Origin of the sequence: Microbacterium schleiferi, from assembly GCF_020781975.1 — a bacterium.
In the GTDB taxonomy this organism is placed as follows: Bacteria; Actinomycetota; Actinomycetes; order Actinomycetales; family Microbacteriaceae; genus Microbacterium.
In genome coordinates this window covers 58326-73796 of sequence record NZ_JAJGNI010000012.1, presented here as the reverse complement: position 1 = coordinate 73796, position 15471 = coordinate 58326, and the positions used below count along the sequence as shown (strand labels likewise).

17 protein-coding genes are annotated in these 15471 nt (G+C 66.6%); 7 read left to right on the top strand and 10 right to left on the bottom strand.

The window, feature by feature from the left end:
- Positions 1–71: 71 nt before the first annotated feature.
- The gene (locus LL236_RS13365) at positions 72–1235 is read right to left on the bottom strand and encodes an AI-2E family transporter (RefSeq protein ID WP_228179319.1); all 1164 of its coding nucleotides are present in this window, start codon (positions 1233–1235) and stop codon (positions 72–74) included.
- Between the two features lie 72 nt (positions 1236–1307).
- On the opposite strand from LL236_RS13365, the gene LL236_RS13360 reads away from it, so the two are divergent.
- From LL236_RS13360 to LL236_RS13345, 4 genes are all read left to right on the top strand, one after another.
- Entirely contained in the window at positions 1308–1607 is a 300-nt protein-coding gene (locus LL236_RS13360; RefSeq protein ID WP_228179318.1) for a chorismate mutase, read from the top strand.
- 238 nt (positions 1608–1845) lie between these two features.
- Entirely contained in the window at positions 1846–3147 is a 1302-nt protein-coding gene (locus LL236_RS13355; RefSeq protein ID WP_228179317.1) for a quaternary amine ABC transporter ATP-binding protein, read from the top strand.
- Positions 3147–4103 carry an ABC transporter permease gene (locus LL236_RS13350; RefSeq protein ID WP_228179316.1) on the top strand — a complete coding sequence of 319 codons (957 nt, stop codon included), beginning with the start codon at positions 3147–3149 and terminating at the stop codon, positions 4101–4103. The genes LL236_RS13355 and LL236_RS13350 overlap by 1 nt, the downstream gene beginning before the upstream one ends.
- A gap of 94 nt (positions 4104–4197) precedes the next feature.
- Positions 4198–5115: a glycine betaine ABC transporter substrate-binding protein gene (locus LL236_RS13345; protein ID WP_228179324.1), complete on the top strand. Its 918-nt coding sequence runs from the start codon at positions 4198–4200 to the stop codon at positions 5113–5115.
- A gap of 87 nt (positions 5116–5202) precedes the next feature.
- Here LL236_RS13345 and LL236_RS13340 read toward each other — a convergent pair whose 3' ends face one another.
- From LL236_RS13340 to LL236_RS13310, 8 genes are all read right to left on the bottom strand, one after another.
- A complete protein-coding gene (locus tag LL236_RS13340; RefSeq protein WP_228179315.1) occupies positions 5203–5685 on the bottom strand; it encodes a hypothetical protein in 483 nt (160 codons plus the stop codon).
- A gap of 192 nt (positions 5686–5877) precedes the next feature.
- The gene (locus tag LL236_RS13335) at positions 5878–6564 is read right to left on the bottom strand and encodes a hypothetical protein (RefSeq protein ID WP_228179314.1); all 687 of its coding nucleotides are present in this window, start codon (positions 6562–6564) and stop codon (positions 5878–5880) included.
- Positions 6561–7523: an ABC transporter ATP-binding protein gene (locus LL236_RS13330; RefSeq protein WP_228179313.1), complete on the bottom strand. Its 963-nt coding sequence runs from the start codon at positions 7521–7523 to the stop codon at positions 6561–6563. The genes LL236_RS13335 and LL236_RS13330 overlap by 4 nt, the downstream gene beginning before the upstream one ends.
- Positions 7520–7900, bottom strand: a complete 381-nt coding sequence (locus LL236_RS13325) for a GntR family transcriptional regulator (protein WP_228179312.1) — start codon at positions 7898–7900, stop codon at positions 7520–7522. The genes LL236_RS13330 and LL236_RS13325 overlap by 4 nt, the downstream gene beginning before the upstream one ends.
- Before the next feature lie 134 nt (positions 7901–8034).
- Entirely contained in the window at positions 8035–8937 is a 903-nt protein-coding gene (locus tag LL236_RS13320; RefSeq protein ID WP_228179311.1) for a hypothetical protein, read from the bottom strand.
- Positions 8938–8999: 62 nt separating this feature from the next.
- On the bottom strand, positions 9000–9131 hold the full coding sequence (locus tag LL236_RS14910; protein ID WP_267189853.1) for a hypothetical protein: 132 nt from the start codon (positions 9129–9131) through the stop codon (positions 9000–9002).
- A 9-nt stretch (positions 9132–9140) separates the two neighbouring features.
- Positions 9141–11501 carry a phosphoribosylformylglycinamidine synthase subunit PurL gene (gene purL, locus LL236_RS13315; protein WP_228179323.1) on the bottom strand — a complete coding sequence of 787 codons (2361 nt, stop codon included), beginning with the start codon at positions 11499–11501 and terminating at the stop codon, positions 9141–9143.
- A gap of 270 nt (positions 11502–11771) precedes the next feature.
- Positions 11772–12335 carry a DUF4395 domain-containing protein gene (locus tag LL236_RS13310; protein ID WP_228179310.1) on the bottom strand — a complete coding sequence of 188 codons (564 nt, stop codon included), beginning with the start codon at positions 12333–12335 and terminating at the stop codon, positions 11772–11774.
- Positions 12336–12547: 212 nt separating this feature from the next.
- Here LL236_RS13310 and LL236_RS13305 point away from each other — a divergent pair, with 212 nt between their 5' ends.
- Complete coding sequence (locus LL236_RS13305) at positions 12548–13456, top strand: TerC family protein (RefSeq protein ID WP_228179309.1); 909 nt, start codon at positions 12548–12550, stop codon at positions 13454–13456.
- A gap of 3 nt (positions 13457–13459) precedes the next feature.
- Here the strand turns inward: LL236_RS13305 and LL236_RS13300 are convergent, their stop codons facing one another.
- A complete protein-coding gene (locus LL236_RS13300) occupies positions 13460–14140 on the bottom strand; it encodes a thioredoxin domain-containing protein (protein WP_228179308.1) in 681 nt (226 codons plus the stop codon).
- Between the two features lie 195 nt (positions 14141–14335).
- Between LL236_RS13300 and LL236_RS13295 the strand changes: the two genes are divergently transcribed.
- Together LL236_RS13295 and LL236_RS15150 are read left to right on the top strand one after the other, a co-directional pair.
- On the top strand, positions 14336–14944 hold the full coding sequence (locus LL236_RS13295; protein ID WP_228179307.1) for a PadR family transcriptional regulator: 609 nt from the start codon (positions 14336–14338) through the stop codon (positions 14942–14944).
- An 81-nt stretch (positions 14945–15025) separates the two neighbouring features.
- The gene (locus tag LL236_RS15150; RefSeq protein ID WP_374198035.1) at positions 15026–15448 is read left to right on the top strand and encodes a DUF6153 family protein; all 423 of its coding nucleotides are present in this window, start codon (positions 15026–15028) and stop codon (positions 15446–15448) included.
- Positions 15449–15471: the final 23 nt, after the last annotated feature.

Below are 15471 nucleotides of genomic sequence, written 5' to 3'. Positions count from 1 at the left end.
TGGCTCATCGACGCCCCAGCCAAGAGATCACTCATCGCATACGACCACTGAAAACGATCGGACTCACTCATCTAGAGTTTCGCGTCCTGCCGAGGGATCACGACCTGCTTGATGATCAGCAGGATGGACGCGGTGATCGGGATCGCGACGAGCGCGCCGAGCAGGCCCAGGAGAGTTCCGCCGACGAGGGCTCCGATGACCACGAGCGAGCCGGGAACCGAAATCGCGCGGTTCATGACCCGCGGTGTCAGCACGTACGCCTCCAGCTGCATGTAGATGAGATACAGCGCGGCAAAAATCAGGGCGGTGATCGGGTTCGTGAACAGCGCGACCACCGTGGCGATGCCCCAGTACAGCACGGAACCGACGAGGGGGATGAGCGTGATGCAGAAAGCGACCACGGCCATCAGCGCGGGGAAGGGAAGTCCGAGGAAGAGGTGCAGGAAGAAGGCGACGACCGAGTTGAAGAACGCGAGAATCACCATCCCCATGAGGTAACCACCGATACCGTCGGTGATCTGCTCGGTCATCTCGGTGACCTTCGCCCGCGCCCGTGCGGGAGTGAGGCGGACGAAGCTGGCCTTGATCGTGTTGAGCGAGGCGAGGAAGTACAGGCTCAGGACGATCACGATGATGATGCCCGAGATCGCCGTCGCGATCCCCGCGCCGACCGCCAGCACACCGCCCGTGATCGAGGCGATGTTCGCGGGGTTGAGGATGAAGTTCTCGACATCGTTGAGGATCGTGCCGATCTGGTCGCCGAAATTCGTCTGCATCCACCCGAACGCGTCCGACTTCTCGAAGTCGTTGATCATCGTCGGGATGTCGCGGATGAACTGAGCCACCTGTGAGATGACCGTCGGCATGATCAGGAGCATGACGCCGGCAATGACCAGGAGGAAGCCGACGTAGACGATCACCATCCCCCAGACCCGTCGCACACCCTTGCGCTCGAGCGCCCGCACGATCGGGTCCAGGCCGAGCGCAGCGAACAGCGCGAAGCTGACGTAGATGATGACGGTCGCGAGGTTCGATACCGCCAGGCCGAGCAGAATCGCCGCCAGTCCGCCCAGGGTGACAGCGAAGCCGACGGCGAAGGGCTGGTCGAGGCCGACCCAGAACGGCCGCCGCTCGGGGGTGCCAGCGGCTGCATCCGCCGGTGCCGAGGTGACGTCGGCGGAGGCATCCTTCGCGGGTGCCGCTGTCGCTGGCGGGGTCGGGCTCTCGTCGCTCATGGTCACACTCTAGGGGGCCGCTCTCTCGGTGAGGGGGAGGCGATACTCTCGACACAGTCCGAAGGGAGTGGGATGACCGAGCCGATCGACCCTGTTACCGACCTGCTACGCCTCCGCGCGACGATCGACAACATCGACGCGGCGCTGATCTTCATGCTCGCCGAGCGTTTCCGGGCCACAAAACAGGTGGGTGTCTTGAAGGCCGAGCACGGTATGCCGGCCTCCGATCCCACGCGAGAAGAGCAGCAGGTGGCGCGGCTGCGCCGCCTCGCCGAGGACGCGGATCTGGATCCCGAATTCGCGCAGAAGTGGTTCTCGTTCGTTGTCGCCGAGGTGATCCGCCACCACACGGAAGCTGCTGACGGGCGCTGAGCTCAAGCGCCACCGGGTGGCTATCGGCGGGGAAGCCTGGTAACTTGGCTCGCTGGGTTCCCCGAACCCGTCGACCCAGTCCGCGGTTGCCGATTTTCACTGTCGGCGAGCGTACGGTCGGTGATCGTGCTCGAATCCGACATTCGACGCCAGCGCATGCGTGCCCGTTTCCGCGTGCCCGTGATCGCCACCCGGGCGTGACCGATGCAGCCAGCTGCAGCGGCTGCCAAGGTGCACAGTGACCACAACTCCTGCGTTAGAAGCGCAAGGCCTTTTCAAGGTCTTCGGCAAGAACCCCCAGTCGGCCGTCAAACGTCTTCGCGCTGGACAGTCGCGCGCTGACGTCGCAGATGAGGGGACCGCCGCCGTCATCGACGCGAGCTTCGCGGTCGCCCCCGGCGAGATCTTCGTGATCATGGGCCTGTCGGGGTCCGGCAAGTCAACGATCATCCGCATGCTCAACGGACTGTACGAGGCAACCGCCGGGTCCGTCACTGTCCGCGGCGAGTCGGTCACCGACACGACGCCCGCCAAGCTGCGTGAGTTGCGGCGCGATCGCGTGTCGATGGTCTTCCAGCACTTCGCGCTGCTGCCGCATCGGTCCGTCGCTGACAACGTCGCCTACCCGTTGCAGCTCCGTGGTGTCGAGCGCTCCGAGCGGCTGGCGAAGGCGGAAGAGATCCTCGCGCTGGTCGGGCTCGAAGGCTGGGGAGACAAGCTTCCCTCGGCACTCTCCGGCGGCATGCAGCAGCGTGTGGGGATCGCTCGCGCGTTGGCAGCCGATCCTGACGTGCTGCTGATGGATGAGGCTTTCAGCGCCCTGGACCCCCTGATTCGACGGGAAATGCAGGAGCAACTGCTCGAGCTTCAGGAGAAGCTGCAGAAGACGATCGTCTTCATCACCCACGACCTCAATGAGGCGATGCTCCTCGGTGACCGCATCGCCGTGATGCGCGATGGCCGCATCGTGCAGATCGGCACACCCGAGGACATCCTCACCGACCCCGCCAACGACTACGTGGAGCAGTTCGTCCAAGACGTGGATCGTGCGCGCGTGTTGACCGCGGCGAACGTGATGGAACGGCCCCGCGCCGTCGTCACCGAGACCGCGGGTCCGCGGACCGCGCTGCGGCAGATGCGCGACGCCTACACCGCCGCGGCCTACGTCGTGGGACGCGACCGCAGGCTCGTGGGGATCGTCACCGACCGTGACGCGATGAAGCTCGTCCAGGCGGGAGAGAAGTCGATCGGTTCGGCGATCAAGCGGGCCCCGCAGAGCGTTCGGGAGGATGAGGTACTCATCAACCTGTTCGTGCCCTCTGTCGAGTCGCCCCTGCCCTTGGCTGTTGTCGACGACCACGGCAGATTGACCGGCGTCATTCCCCGCGTGACTCTCCTGGCAGCGCTCGGGCCAGGAACCGGCGCCACGGGCGAGATCACGATCCCGGTCATTCCTGTTTCGGGGGCAGAGATCGACGAAGTGCTCGCGCAGGTGCCCCATGACGAAGAACACACCAGCGACGCGGAAGAGGTTGTCTGATGGATTTCCGCATTCCTATCGGCCAGTGGGTCGAGACAGTCGTCGACTGGCTGCGAGATAACCTCAGCGGTCTGTTCGATTTCATCACCGTCGTCGTGCGATTCCTCGTCGACGGACTCACCGACATCCTCCTGATCATCCCCATCCCCGCGATGATCGTCGTCTTCGCGCTCATCGGATGGCTCGTGCGGTCGTGGCAGATGGCTGTCGGCACGGTGCTGGCCTTTGTGTTCATCATTGCGATGGACCTCTGGATCCCGACCATGCAGACGCTCTCCCTGGTCCTGGTGGCGACCGTGGTCGCGCTAGCCATTGCGATTCCGCTCGGGATCTGGTCGGCACGAAACGACACGGTACGGACGATTCTCAAGCCGGTGCTGGACTTCATGCAGACGATGCCGGCGTTTGTCTACCTGATCCCTGCCATCACGTTCTTCAGCATCGGGGTCGTGCCGGGCCTGGTTGCGACGGTCATCTTCGCGCTGCCTCCGGGCGTGCGCCTGACCGAGCTCGGCATCCGCGGAGTCGATTCGGAGACCGTCGAGGCTGGCCAGGCTTTCGGCGCAACGCCCTCGCAGATCCTGCGCGGCATCCAGCTGCCGTTGGCGACGCCGACGATCATGGCCGGTGTCAACCAGGTCATCATGCTGGCACTGTCGATGGCGGTTCTCGCCGGAATCGTCGGCGCGGACGGCCTCGGCAAGATCGTCGTCCAGTCGGTGTCGACGGTCAATCTCGCCCTTGGCGTGGAGGCAGGCCTCGGCGTCGTGATCATCGCCGTCTACCTGGACCGGGTGACTGCAGCGCTGGGCAACCGCGCCGACTACCCCTCGTCGCTACGGAGCGTGCTCGCGCGCCGACGGACCGCGCGCGCCACAGTAGCCGCGCAGTCGAGGGACGAGGACACACAGAACCACGTGGGAACGGAGGCACTCCAGCCCACGGGCAGCCGGTGACCACCGGCTGAGGAGGAGCGCGGACACCACGCGGCTTCCCACCAAGAGAAGAAGATACGGAACGAACGAGACATACATGAAGGATGCGTTTCACATGAACAAGCGACACCTCAGCACAGCATTGGCTCTCGGGGCCGTGGCCACACTCGCGCTCGCGGGCTGCAGCAGCGCCTCCGAGCCCAGTGGCGACCAGACCGACGCCTCCGGCGACATGAGCTGCGAGACCGTCACGCTCGGCTTCCTCCCCTCGTGGACGGACGGCCTGAGCACCGCGTACCTGCTGCAGAACCAGCTCGGCGCGCTCGGCATCGACGTCGAGATGCAGACGCTCACCGAAGCGGGCCCGCTCTACGCCGGTCTCGCCCAGGGCGACGTCGACATCTACCCCTCCGCATGGCCTGAGCTCACTCACGCCTCGTACATGGAGGAGTACGGCGACAACATCGAGGACCTGGACGCCTACTACGAGGGCGCCAAGCTCACGATCGCGGTTCCCGACTACGTCGACATCACCTCGATCGAGGACCTCGCGGGCAACGCGGACCGTTTCGGCGGCCGCATCGTCGGCATCGAGCCGGGCGCGGGCCTGACCGCTCAGACCCAGGACGTCATGATGCCCGCATATGGCCTGGACGGCGAGTACGAGCTCGTCACCTCGTCGACCGCCGCGATGCTCACCGAGCTCGGCAACGCCGTCGACGCACAGGAGGACATCGTCGTGACCTCGTGGCGTCCGTTCTGGGCCAACGCGGCCTACGGTCTGAAGGACCTCGAGGACCCGCAGGGCGCCATGGGCGAGCCCGAGGCTCTGCACTTCCTCGGCACCGCCGGATTCTCGGAGCGTTGCCCCGAGGCAGCCGACCTCATCGCCGGCATCCAGCTGAGCGACGCGGACTACGCCTCGCTTGAGGACATGGTCGTGAACGAGTACGGCGAGGGCCGCGAGGCCGAGGCTGTTGAGGCCTGGATCTCGGAGAACCCCAACGCGTTCAGCACCATCATCGTGCAGTGATCCACGGGCACTGACGAGGGGCTCCCGGCCATCTGGCCGGGAGCCCCTCTGCGTGGTTTCGGCATCCGTCAAGGGATGGCGCGTCGCCTATTCGGAGATCGGGTCCACCCAGTAGCGCAGGCTCTCGTCCGCATGGGTCTCTTCGAGCTTGATCGCCCACTCGGCGCTCTGGAAGTACCACTGCTCGACGCCGTCGGAGTCGACGGTAACCTTCTGCTTGAAGCCCATCTCTTTCAGTGAGTCAGCGAACGCGCGCGCCTCGTCGCTCGTGACGCCCGAGTAGATGTACTCCCATGCGCTCGACTCCGGGGTGGCGCTCACCAGGGTGCCGGGTGGCACCGGGAGGCTCGCGTCGAGGCCCTCGGGACGCTCGCCCTGGGGCTCGGCCTCGGGCTCGGCCTCGGGCTCGGCGGGCGCCTCGTCAGATTCCTGGGTGACGGGAGCCATCGCGTCAGCCGTTGCGGCGGAGGCGTCGTCCGCGCCGGTGCCGTCGGCGGTGCAGCCGGCGAGCAGTAGCGCGGCCAGGGCGGCGGCGGCGAGGGCGGTGACGGGGGAACGGTGCGCGGGCATGGGTCTCCTTGGCTCAATGGCGACAGGGGCGTCGACCCGACCGTAGGGGCTCGGCACGTCAGCGTCGATGAGTAAAGATTGCCTACGACGTGCGAGCGGCGACGACAGCGATGACGACGTGGCGGTGGTGCAGGTACGCTGAGGGCTCCCGGCCATCTGGCCGGGAGCCCCGCTGCCTGGTGTCGGCATCCGTCAGGGGATAGTCCGCCGCAACAGCCCGTAGGCGATCCCGGAAAGAGCGACCAGGGTGATCAGCAGCCCGACGGCGAGACCCTCGGGGCCCTGCGTCACGATCCAGCCGAAGACCTGCCCCCAAGCGTTCAGACGACCGATGAGCCACATCGCGCCGACGAGCAGCAGCCCCAGTCCAACGAGGATGACCGTCAGGACGGCAGGCCCGAACCGCTTGTAGATCGTGGCGATCGCGAAGCCGGTCACGAAGAAGGTCATTGTCATGAACAGGATGAGCACCGCGGCCACCGCTGGACCCGAACTCCAGATCCAGTCGAGGTAGAAGAAGTACCCATTGACGCCCCAGCCGGTGGTCGCCTGCTCGACGAATCCGCCGATGACGAAGATCGCCGTCAGGATCGCCGACGTCAGCCCGGCGGTGAGCAGCGAGCCGAGGAAGAACTCGCGGCGCGTGACGCTCATGGCTTGCGAGAACGGGAAGGTCTGGGTCATTCCCATAATGCCGACCGCGAAGAAATACCACAGGGGTGCCTGGGCGCCGCCGCCGTACTTCGGGGCGTCGTAGGGGATCATCGACCAGATCACGATCGAGACAACGAGCGATCCTGCGAGGATGATCAGCGGGATCCAGATGAACGTCTGCCTGTTGACCAGCTGCATGCGAACGACGTTTCCGACGCGGTTCATCGCCGGTCTCCCTTCGTGGTGGTGCGGGTATCGGATGCCGCGGCATCCGTCTCATCGGCGTGCTGCGTCGTGCGCACGATCAGTTGCTGCAGCGACACCGGGCCGAGGTCGAGGCCGGCTGCGGTGAGGCGTGAGCGCTCCTCGGCGGACAGCGCGCCCGCGACCGTGACGGATGCCACCCGTCCGAGGCTCTCGCGGTGCAGGACCTCCCGCCCCGCGACGAAAGCGTCCACGGCGGTGGCGTCGCCGACGATGGCGGTGGCCTGGTTGCGTACATCGTCGGTGGCGGCATCCATGATGATCTGACCCCGGTCGATGACGAGCACGCGCTCGATGAGGTTGGACACCTCGTCGATCAAGTGACTGGAGAGGATGACGGTCCGCGGGTGCTCGGTGTAGTCCTCGAGCAGCCGGTCGTAGAAGATCTGGCGGGCGACGGCATCCAGACCCAGGTGCGGCTCGTCGAAGAAGGTCACTTCGGCCCGCGAGGCGAGACCGATGATGACGCCGACGGCCGAGAGCTGTCCGCGCGAGAGCTTCTTGATGCGGGTGCGCACCGGCAGGCGGAAGTCGGCGATGAGGCGGTCGGCGAGCTCCTGGTTCCAATTCGGGAAGAAGAGCTTCGCCGTCGCGAACGCGTGGATAGGCTTCGCGTCGTCGGGGTATTTCTGGCTTTCGCGCACGAAGCACATCCGGCGCAGTACCCGAGCGTTCTCGTATGGGTGCTCACCGAACACCTGCACGTCGCCGGAGGTGGCGAAGTTCTGAGCCGTGAGGATCGACATCACGGTGGTCTTGCCCGCGCCGTTGCGCCCGAGCAGGCCGTAGATGGTGTTCTTCTGAATCGAGAAGCTCACATCGTCGACCGCGACAGTATCGCGGTAGCGCTTGGTGAGGTTCTTCACCTCGATCACCGTCTCGCCGGCACCCGCGGGGGGTGCCACATCGTTGATGGTCATTGGTCGCCTTCCGTTGTCGTGTTCTGCGCGTGCTCACGGAGCAGCTGCGCGAGGTCTTCGGAGCCGAGCCCGAGCTTTCGGGCTTCGGCCAAGAGGGGGGTGAGGTAGCGGTCGCGGAATGCCGCGCGTCGCTCGGCGAGCAGGTTTTCCCGCGCGCCCGGGGCAACGAACATGCCGATGCCCCGTCGCTTGTAGAGCACGCCCTTGTCGACGAGCATCGTCACTCCTTTCGCTGCCGTGGCGGGGTTGATCCGATAGAAGGCGGCGAGTTCGTTCGTCGAGGGGGCCTGTGCCTCTTCGGCCAGGCTCCCGTCGACGATCGAGTCCTCGACGCTCTCCGCGATCTGCAGGAAGAGGGCCTTGCCTTCTTCGATCATCCGCGCCTCCGATGTGTTTCTGGGTTAGTTACTCAAGTAGGTAACCACAGAACGCGGGGTGCGTCAACCCCGGCATCCGTGTGGGGTCAGCGAGACCTCGCCCGAGGCGGAGTTGCCGGGGCAAACGGCTTCGGTCAGGGGCGCGGAGTGCGGGACGGGACGGGCCAGATGCCCGGCGCCGCGGGGCCGGGCGGCGGCTCGGATGCCGAAGCAGACGGCTCTGCGGTGGGAGCTGCGGCGGGGGGAGTCGCGGGGAGTTCGAGGGCGACGCGCTCTTCAAGGACGGTGATCGCGTCATCCGAGATCGCGAGCAGGCCGTCGAGCTCTTCGCGCACGCGTCGGTACGCGAGCTGTCGCTCGGCGGGAGTCGCTGCCTGGTCGATTGCGACGCTCAGCAGTTGCTGCGCGGTGCTCAGGCGCTTGCGCTCGTCGGCGGTGAAGGACGAATCGCGGATGCGGCGAGCCTCGCGCTCGGCAAGATCGAAGGCTACCTCGTAGTCGGTGACCGCGGTGCGGTACTCGGTGAACTGTTCCTTCGAGAGCTTGGCGCTCTCGGAGTCGGGGCGGAGCCGGTCGGCGACCTTCTTGGCTCGGAGGAACGCCGCAGTCAACGGCTGTCTGCCGTCGCTCATGGCGGGGTAGGCGATGATCTTCGCCACATCCAGTTCGTACTCGAGCCAGCGCTTGGTCACCGCGTCGTGTGCGGCGAAGAGCTTCTGGAGCGGTGTCACGGATGCCGAACTCGATGGCGCCGTTCGCGCCGCGGTGCCCATGCCGGCGGCCACCGTGTCCTCGACGCGCTGCGCCAGAGGATCTTTCGGTGCCTTGGTGCCCGGAAGCGTGATGCCGATGAGGGGGCGCCCTCGTGCGGCGGCCTGCGCCGCACGGATCTCGCCCTTGGCCTGCAGGATCTCGAGTCGCCGCTTGTGCCGGCGCCGTGCACCGCGCTCCCAGGCGCTGCCGATCATCCCCATGACACCCATCAGGGGGAAGACGAGCCACCAGTAGTCGCCGAGGAATTGGAACAGCGGTTCCACGCGATCATGCTAACCGCGGTATCCCCCGCCGGGTATGGGGGGGGGGAAGCCGGAAGAAGAGCTCAGCCGAACAGCAGCGCGAGGACGGTGGCGCCACCGCCCACGAGAATCAGCGAAACGATGACGACCCACGCGACGATCTTGATGCGTCGCTGCCGGGTCTCGCTGTAGACGTTGGTGTCGTCGTCGGACATGCGATCAGTCTAGAGGGCGGGTTCGGCGATCGTCGGCCCGAATGCGGCCGGCAGCGTCGCCCGCGAGACCTCGCGCAGATCGGATGCCGACACCGTGAAGAGTCCCTGTACTTCGAGGCTCGGGTCTGCGCCATCGCCGGGAGCATCGGTCACGCCGATACGCAGCACGGGGTAGCCGCGTCCCTCGCACAGACCGCGGAATTTCACGTCATCCTCGCGGGGGACTGAGACGAGCACGCGGCCGGTCGACTCCGAGAAGAGGGCGGATGCCGCATCCACGCCATCGCGTTCGATGATCTCGTTCAGCCAGACGCGCGCACCGACGCCGAAGCGCATGACGCCCTCGGCCAGGGCCTGCGCGAGCCCACCGCTGGAAAGGTCGTGGGCGCTGGAGATCAGGCCCTGCAGCGCGCCCGCGTGCAGCAAATCGGCAAGCCGACGCTCGGCGGCAAGGTCGACCGCCGGAGGCCGCCCGCCGAGGTGGTTGTGCACGGTCTGCGCCCACGCCGAGCCGCTGAGCTCGTTGGCGGTGACCCCGAGCAGGTAGATGTTCTCGCCGGCATCCTGCCACCCCGACGGGATGCGACGAGCGACGTCATCGATGATGCCGAGCACGCCGACGACCGGGGTGGGGAAGATCGGCTGGTCGCCGGTCTGGTTGTAGAACGAGACGTTGCCGCCGGTGACCGGGATGCCCAGCTCGAGGCATCCGTCGGCAAGGCCGTCGACGGCCTGCCCGAATTGCCACATGACCTCGGGGTTCTCGGGGCTGCCGAAGTTCAGGCAGTCGGTGACCGCGACGGGCTTGGCGCCGGTGACGGCGACGTTGCGATAGGCCTCGGCCAGGGCCAGCTGCGCACCCTGGTACGGGTCGAGCTGGCAGTAGCGCCCATTGCAGTCGGTAGCGATGGAGAAGCCGAGGCCCGACTCCTCGTCCACGCGCACCATGCCGGCGTCGTCGGGGAACGAGAGGGCGGTGTTGCCGAGCACGTAGTAGTCGTACTGGTTGGTGATCCAGGAGGTGTCGGCGAGATTCGGGCTCGCGACCAGGGCGAGGAACTGCTCACGCACCTCGTCCGGTTCGCTGGGGCGCTGCAGCGCTGCGGCTGAATCGTCGCGCAGGGCGTCGATCCAGGTCGGGTAGGCGACCGGCCGCTCGTAGACGGGGCCGTCGACCGCGACGGTCGAAGGGTCGACATCCACGATCTGCTCGCCGTGCCAGAAGATCTTCAGGCGGCCATCGCCGGTGACTTCGCCGAGCACGCTCGTCTCGACCTCCCAGCGGCCGACGACCTCGAGGAACGCGTCGAGCTTCTCGGGAGCGACGATGGCCATCATCCGCTCCTGAGACTCGCTCATCAGGATCTCTTCCGGCGTGAGGCTCGGGTCGCGCAGCAGCACGTTCTCGAGGTCGACCCGCATGCCGCTGCCGCCGTTTGCCGCGAGCTCACTGGTCGCGCAGGAGATACCGGCGGCGCCGAGGTCCTGGATCGCTTCGACGAGATCATCGCGGTAGAGCTCGAGGCAGCACTCGATGAGCACCTTCTCGGCAAACGGGTCGCCGACCTGCACCGCGGGGCGCTTGGTCGGGCCGCCGTCGGCGAAGGTGTCGGAAGCGAGGATGGATGCTCCGCCGATGCCGTCGCCGCCGGTGCGAGCCCCGAAGAGCACGACCTTGTTGCCCGCGCCCGAGGCGTTGGCGAGCTTCAGGTCTTCGTGGCGCAGCACGCCGACGGCGAGAGCGTTGACCAGCGGGTTGCCCTGGTAGACGGCGTCGAACACGGTCTCACCGCCGATGTTCGGCAGGCCCAGGCAGTTGCCGTAGAACGAGATGCCGCTGACCACGCCGTGCACGACGCGGGCGGTGTCGGGGTTGTCGATGGCGCCGAAGCGCAACTGGTCCATCACAGCGACCGGGCGCGCCCCCATCGAGATGATGTCGCGGACGATGCCGCCCACGCCGGTCGCGGCGCCCTGGAACGGCTCGATGTAGCTCGGGTGGTTGTGCGACTCGACCTTGAACGTCACCGCCCAGCCCTCGCCGATGTCGACGACGCCGGCGTTCTGGCCCATGCCGACCATGAGACGCTCGCGCATTTCGTCGCTGACCTTCTGCCCGAACCGGCGCAGGTAGATCTTGCTGGACTTGTAGGAGCAGTGCTCGCTCCACATGACCGAGTACATGGCGAGCTCACCGCTCGTGGGCCGGCGCCCGAGAATCTCGCGGATCTGCGCGTACTCGTCATCCTTCAGGCCGAGGGCGCCGTACGGCTGCTCGCGTTCGGGCGTCGCCGCGGCGTTCTCAACGGTATCGGCTGCTGCTGCGCCTCTCGGCGCGGCGGTGTCGGCGACTGCTCGGGCGGGAGTGATCGGGGTGCTCACGGGGTGGGACTCCAGTGGTCGAGGATGCCGAGACCGGCGCCAGCGTGCGGGCGACCCCAGTCTACGCGGCGGCCGCTTTCGGCATCCGTGTCGGTTCGTGCTCCTCTTCGGGCGCTCGACGTGGCCGTGCGGTCTCGTCGCAACGGCGCGGATCGTGCCCAACACGCCGGGCGACGGATGCTGCGGGCGGGGTGTCGGGCAATCCGTGCGCCGTTGCGACTGGTGCGTCAGGCCCGTCCTGCGTTGACACGCCGCTCATCACTCGACCGAGTGGCGCTCGCCGCGGGCCGGGGGAGTGTAGGTGCACGTGTCGCCAGCGCACAGCTGCGGTTTGGTGCGCCCGAAGCGGCGGGCCAGCTCGCATCCGACGCAGATGCCGAAGGCCGACTCGGCGAACAGCAGCAGCAGGCATCCGGCGCAGATGGTTTGCGCGATGACCGCCGGCAGCCCCAGCCACCCAAGTGACAGACACCCGAGGAGAGCCATCGAGAATCCGAGCCCCCAGGCGAACTGCTTGGGGGCGGCATCCACCCATTCGGGGCGCTGCGGACGCGTGATGAGGGTGCCGATCAGAAGGGTGGGCGTGAAGCGGGTTCCGACGAAAAGGCGCAGGAACATCTCGGCGGCGAACAGGATGCCGAACCCGCGCATGTACTGCAGGTCGCCGGTGATCACGCCAGAGAGCCAGGCGCTGAAGCCGAGGAGGAACAGGATGCCGGCCGAGGCGCGCACGGCACGCTCGTTGACGACCGGGATGTCGATGCCGTCAACCCACTCGCCGATGACGGGCCGGGTACTGCGGTCGGCGGCGGGTGAAGTCATGGTGCCAATAATACCCCCTGGGGTATCAGTCCTCGATGCCACTCGGTTCGCATGACCGTTCAGTCGCGCCGTGACGTGGGTTCGTCAGCCCGCCGCCCGCACCAGGGCGCGACCGAATAGTGGTGCAGATTCTTCAGTCGCGCCGTTTCGCGGGTTGGCGCGGCGCGAACCCGCACAAGGGCGCGACCGAACCGAGGCCCTACGCTGTCTGCGTGGACTTCTCCTTCGCCTTCACTCCCGATCTGATCGCGGTCTTCGTCACGTTGTTCGTCCTTGAGATCGTGCTGGGCGTCGACAACGTCATCTTCATCTCGATCCTCGCCTCCAAGCTCCCCAAGGAGCAGCAGGCGCGGGCGCGCAACCTCGGTCTTACGCTCGCGATGCTCATCCGTGTCGGCCTCGTCTTTGCGGCGGGCTGGATCATCTCGCTCACCGAACCCGTCGTGACCCTGTGGGGCATTTCGTTCTCGTGGAAGGACTTCATCCTCATCGCGGGCGGGCTCTTCCTCGTCTACAAGGCGGTCACCGAGATCCACCACAAGCTCGAGGGCGCCGAAGAGGAGCATGGCGAGGGCGCGGGCGGCCGCAAGAGCGTGACCTTCGGTTCGGTGATCGCACAGATCCTGCTGCTCGACATCGTCTTCTCGCTCGACTCCGTCATCACCGCCGTCGGCATGACCTCGAACATGGTCATCATCATCACCGTCGTGGTGCTCTCGTTCGGTATCATGCTCTTCGCCTCGCGGTTCATCTTCGCGTTCGTCAACGCTCACCCGACCGTGAAGATGTTGGCGCTGTCGTTCCTGCTGTTGATCGGCGTTTTCCTCATCGCCGAGGGCTTCCACATCAAGATCGACAAGGCCTTCATCTACGGTCCGATGGCCTTCGCCATCTTCGTCGAGGCGCTGAACCTCACGTACTCGTCACGCAAAGCCAAGCGGGAACAGAAGCGGCGCCAGGCCGTGCAGCTTCGGCCCCAGTACCCGGATATCGACGAGTCGGCCGCCGTCGCCGCGGCACTGTCGAAGGATCCCGCCTCCGGCTCCGTCGGCCTCTCGCGCAAGCCCGTGGTCGGCGAGGGAGGTGCGGCGGCCGCGCCGCACCGGGAGGGCCTCGGCTGAGGATCAGTCTGCAGCGGCTTCGGCTACCGCTGCGGCGAAGCGCGCAGCATCCGTGCCGTCTTCACGCACCTCGAACACCGTGCCGTCGATGACCAGCAATGGGACGTGGTCGACGACCTGGTCGGTGCCGGGGATCGGCGCGCCGAGCCAGGCGTCGTTGGCTGCACTCGCCAGGCTCGCGTAGTCGGCGATTGCTGTCGAGAGGTCGGATGCCGCGCCCGCCGTGGTCGCGAAGCCGAGGAGTTCCTCGTCGCTGGGTGAATGATCTGCCGTGACTTGGTTCCGCTGGATCAGCGCGTACAGCGGCAGGAGCGCGTCATCCTCGCCCGCGGCTGCGGCGCCGAGGAGAAGTGCAGCGGCCCGGGTCGAATAGTCGGTGGTGTCACCGCGCTTGGCGCTGACGTAGGTCATCGGATGCAGGGTCCAGGTCGCGGTCCCATCGGCGACGAAGGCCGCGAGGTCGTCGCCGATCGCCGCATCGAGGCTCATGCAGTGGGGGCAGGATGGGTCGCTCCACAGCTGGATGTCGACAGCGCCGTCTCCGACGACGATTCCTGCTGTCGGGTCGATGGATGCGGGTGAGGGAGCAGTTGCAGCGGCCGGCGAGCACGCGACGGCGGCAAGTGTGACAGCGGGGATGAGGGCGAGGCATCCGACCATGCGGCGCCGAGACGAACCGAACACGCTGCCGTTCTACGCCGAGAGTCGGCGCATCGCCAATCGTTCAGTGAAGCCCACGACGCTCAACCCTAATGTGGTCAGACCATATGGCGGATTCCACCAAACGCCCGGGCAGAACCACTCGATGGTGTCGCGCAGCGGTATCCATGAGAGAGCGCGACACTACCCGGTATGCATATCGCGCTCAGGGAGATCCGAATGTCGGTGAGGCAAAGCCTGTTGGCGATCCTGGCGCAGGGGCCGTGCTACGGCTATCAGTTGCGGTCGGAGTTCGAACGTCGCACCGGATCGAGCTCGGCGCTCAACGTCGGCCAGATCTACAGCACTCTCGAGCGGCTCGAGCGCGACGGCCTCGTTTCGCGGGGCGCAGCCGACGAGGCCGGACACGTCTACTGGCAGATCACGGATGCCGGCCGCGGCGAGGCCCGCGCCTGGCTGGCGTCTCCGGTCGAACGCAACCCCGGCACCCGGGATGAGCTCGCGATCAAGCTTGCGCTCGCGGCGACGCTTCCGGGGGTGGATGTGTTCGAGCTCATCAGCACGCAGCGGCAAACGTCGGCGGCGCGGCTCGAGACCTTGCGTCGTGCTGTGGTCGAGGGGAGCGGCTTCGAGGGTCCGGAAGATCTCGCCTGGAAGATCATCACCGATGCGACGATCTTCGCCGCCGAGGCCGAGGTTCGCTGGCTCGATCACGTCGAGGAGCGGCTAACGAGGCATCCGGCGCGCGAGATGGGGCTTGAGATCGAGACCCAGCGTCCCAGGCGCGGAAGACCCCTCAAGACCGGTCCTCTCGCCGCCGGTCCGTGAATGCGGAATCGATAACGCATAGGTTCTCCGCCGCTCGCGCTGACCGCATACCGGGGGGGAGTATCCTGGGGCCGATAGATCATGCTGGGTTTCGTCGCTCGTGAGCTTCGCCCGCCAGTGTCCTGGCGCTGGGCGATGTCGGTGGTGTTCGCCGCTCTCGTGGTCGCGGGCCTGTTGGGTATGCATACTCTTTCCGTCGGTCATCCTGCGCCGGCGCCTGTCTCGGTCATCGAGCACGGAGCCGAACACGAACAGGATGCGATGGCAGAGCCATCAGGGGTACCCGACGCCGGTTGTGCCGATTGCGGCGGCGCCGCGCACGAGGCGATGACGCTAGCGTGCGTGCTTGGTCTGCTCGTCACGGTCATATTGGTGGCTCGGACCGGCCCAGGAGTGGTCCGTCGGCTCGGTCGACCGTGCATTGTCGCCCTCGCAATCCGGCCCCCGATTCCTGTGCCCTTGAGGCCGCCTTCTCTTCTCGAATTGTCGATCAGTCGTACGTGATGTGACGTCGCCGCGACCCGCGC

What these genes read in the sequence shown, in the direction of transcription:
- LL236_RS14910 (WP_267189853.1), bottom strand. Translation starts at nt 9,131, where the DNA reads ATGTCCGACGACGACACCAACGTCTACAGCGAGACCCGGCAGCGACGC.
- LL236_RS13330 (WP_228179313.1), bottom strand. Translation starts at nt 7,523, where the DNA reads ATGACCATCAACGATGTGGCACCCCCCGCGGGTGCCGGCGAGACGGTG.
- LL236_RS13325 (WP_228179312.1), bottom strand. Translation starts at nt 7,900, where the DNA reads ATGATCGAAGAAGGCAAGGCCCTCTTCCTGCAGATCGCGGAGAGCGTC.
- LL236_RS13310 (WP_228179310.1), bottom strand. Translation starts at nt 12,335, where the DNA reads ATGACTTCACCCGCCGCCGACCGCAGTACCCGGCCCGTCATCGGCGAG.
- LL236_RS13340 (WP_228179315.1), bottom strand. Translation starts at nt 5,685, where the DNA reads ATGCCCGCGCACCGTTCCCCCGTCACCGCCCTCGCCGCCGCCGCCCTG.
- LL236_RS13360 (WP_228179318.1), top strand. Translation starts at nt 1,308, where the DNA reads ATGACCGAGCCGATCGACCCTGTTACCGACCTGCTACGCCTCCGCGCG.
- LL236_RS13335 (WP_228179314.1), bottom strand. Translation starts at nt 6,564, where the DNA reads ATGAACCGCGTCGGAAACGTCGTTCGCATGCAGCTGGTCAACAGGCAG.
- LL236_RS13295 (WP_228179307.1), top strand. Translation starts at nt 14,336, where the DNA reads ATGTCGGTGAGGCAAAGCCTGTTGGCGATCCTGGCGCAGGGGCCGTGC.
- LL236_RS13345 (WP_228179324.1), top strand. Translation starts at nt 4,198, where the DNA reads ATGAACAAGCGACACCTCAGCACAGCATTGGCTCTCGGGGCCGTGGCC.
- LL236_RS13365 (WP_228179319.1), bottom strand. Translation starts at nt 1,235, where the DNA reads ATGAGCGACGAGAGCCCGACCCCGCCAGCGACAGCGGCACCCGCGAAG.
- LL236_RS15150 (WP_374198035.1), top strand. Translation starts at nt 15,026, where the DNA reads ATGCTGGGTTTCGTCGCTCGTGAGCTTCGCCCGCCAGTGTCCTGGCGC.
- LL236_RS13350 (WP_228179316.1), top strand. Translation starts at nt 3,147, where the DNA reads ATGGATTTCCGCATTCCTATCGGCCAGTGGGTCGAGACAGTCGTCGAC.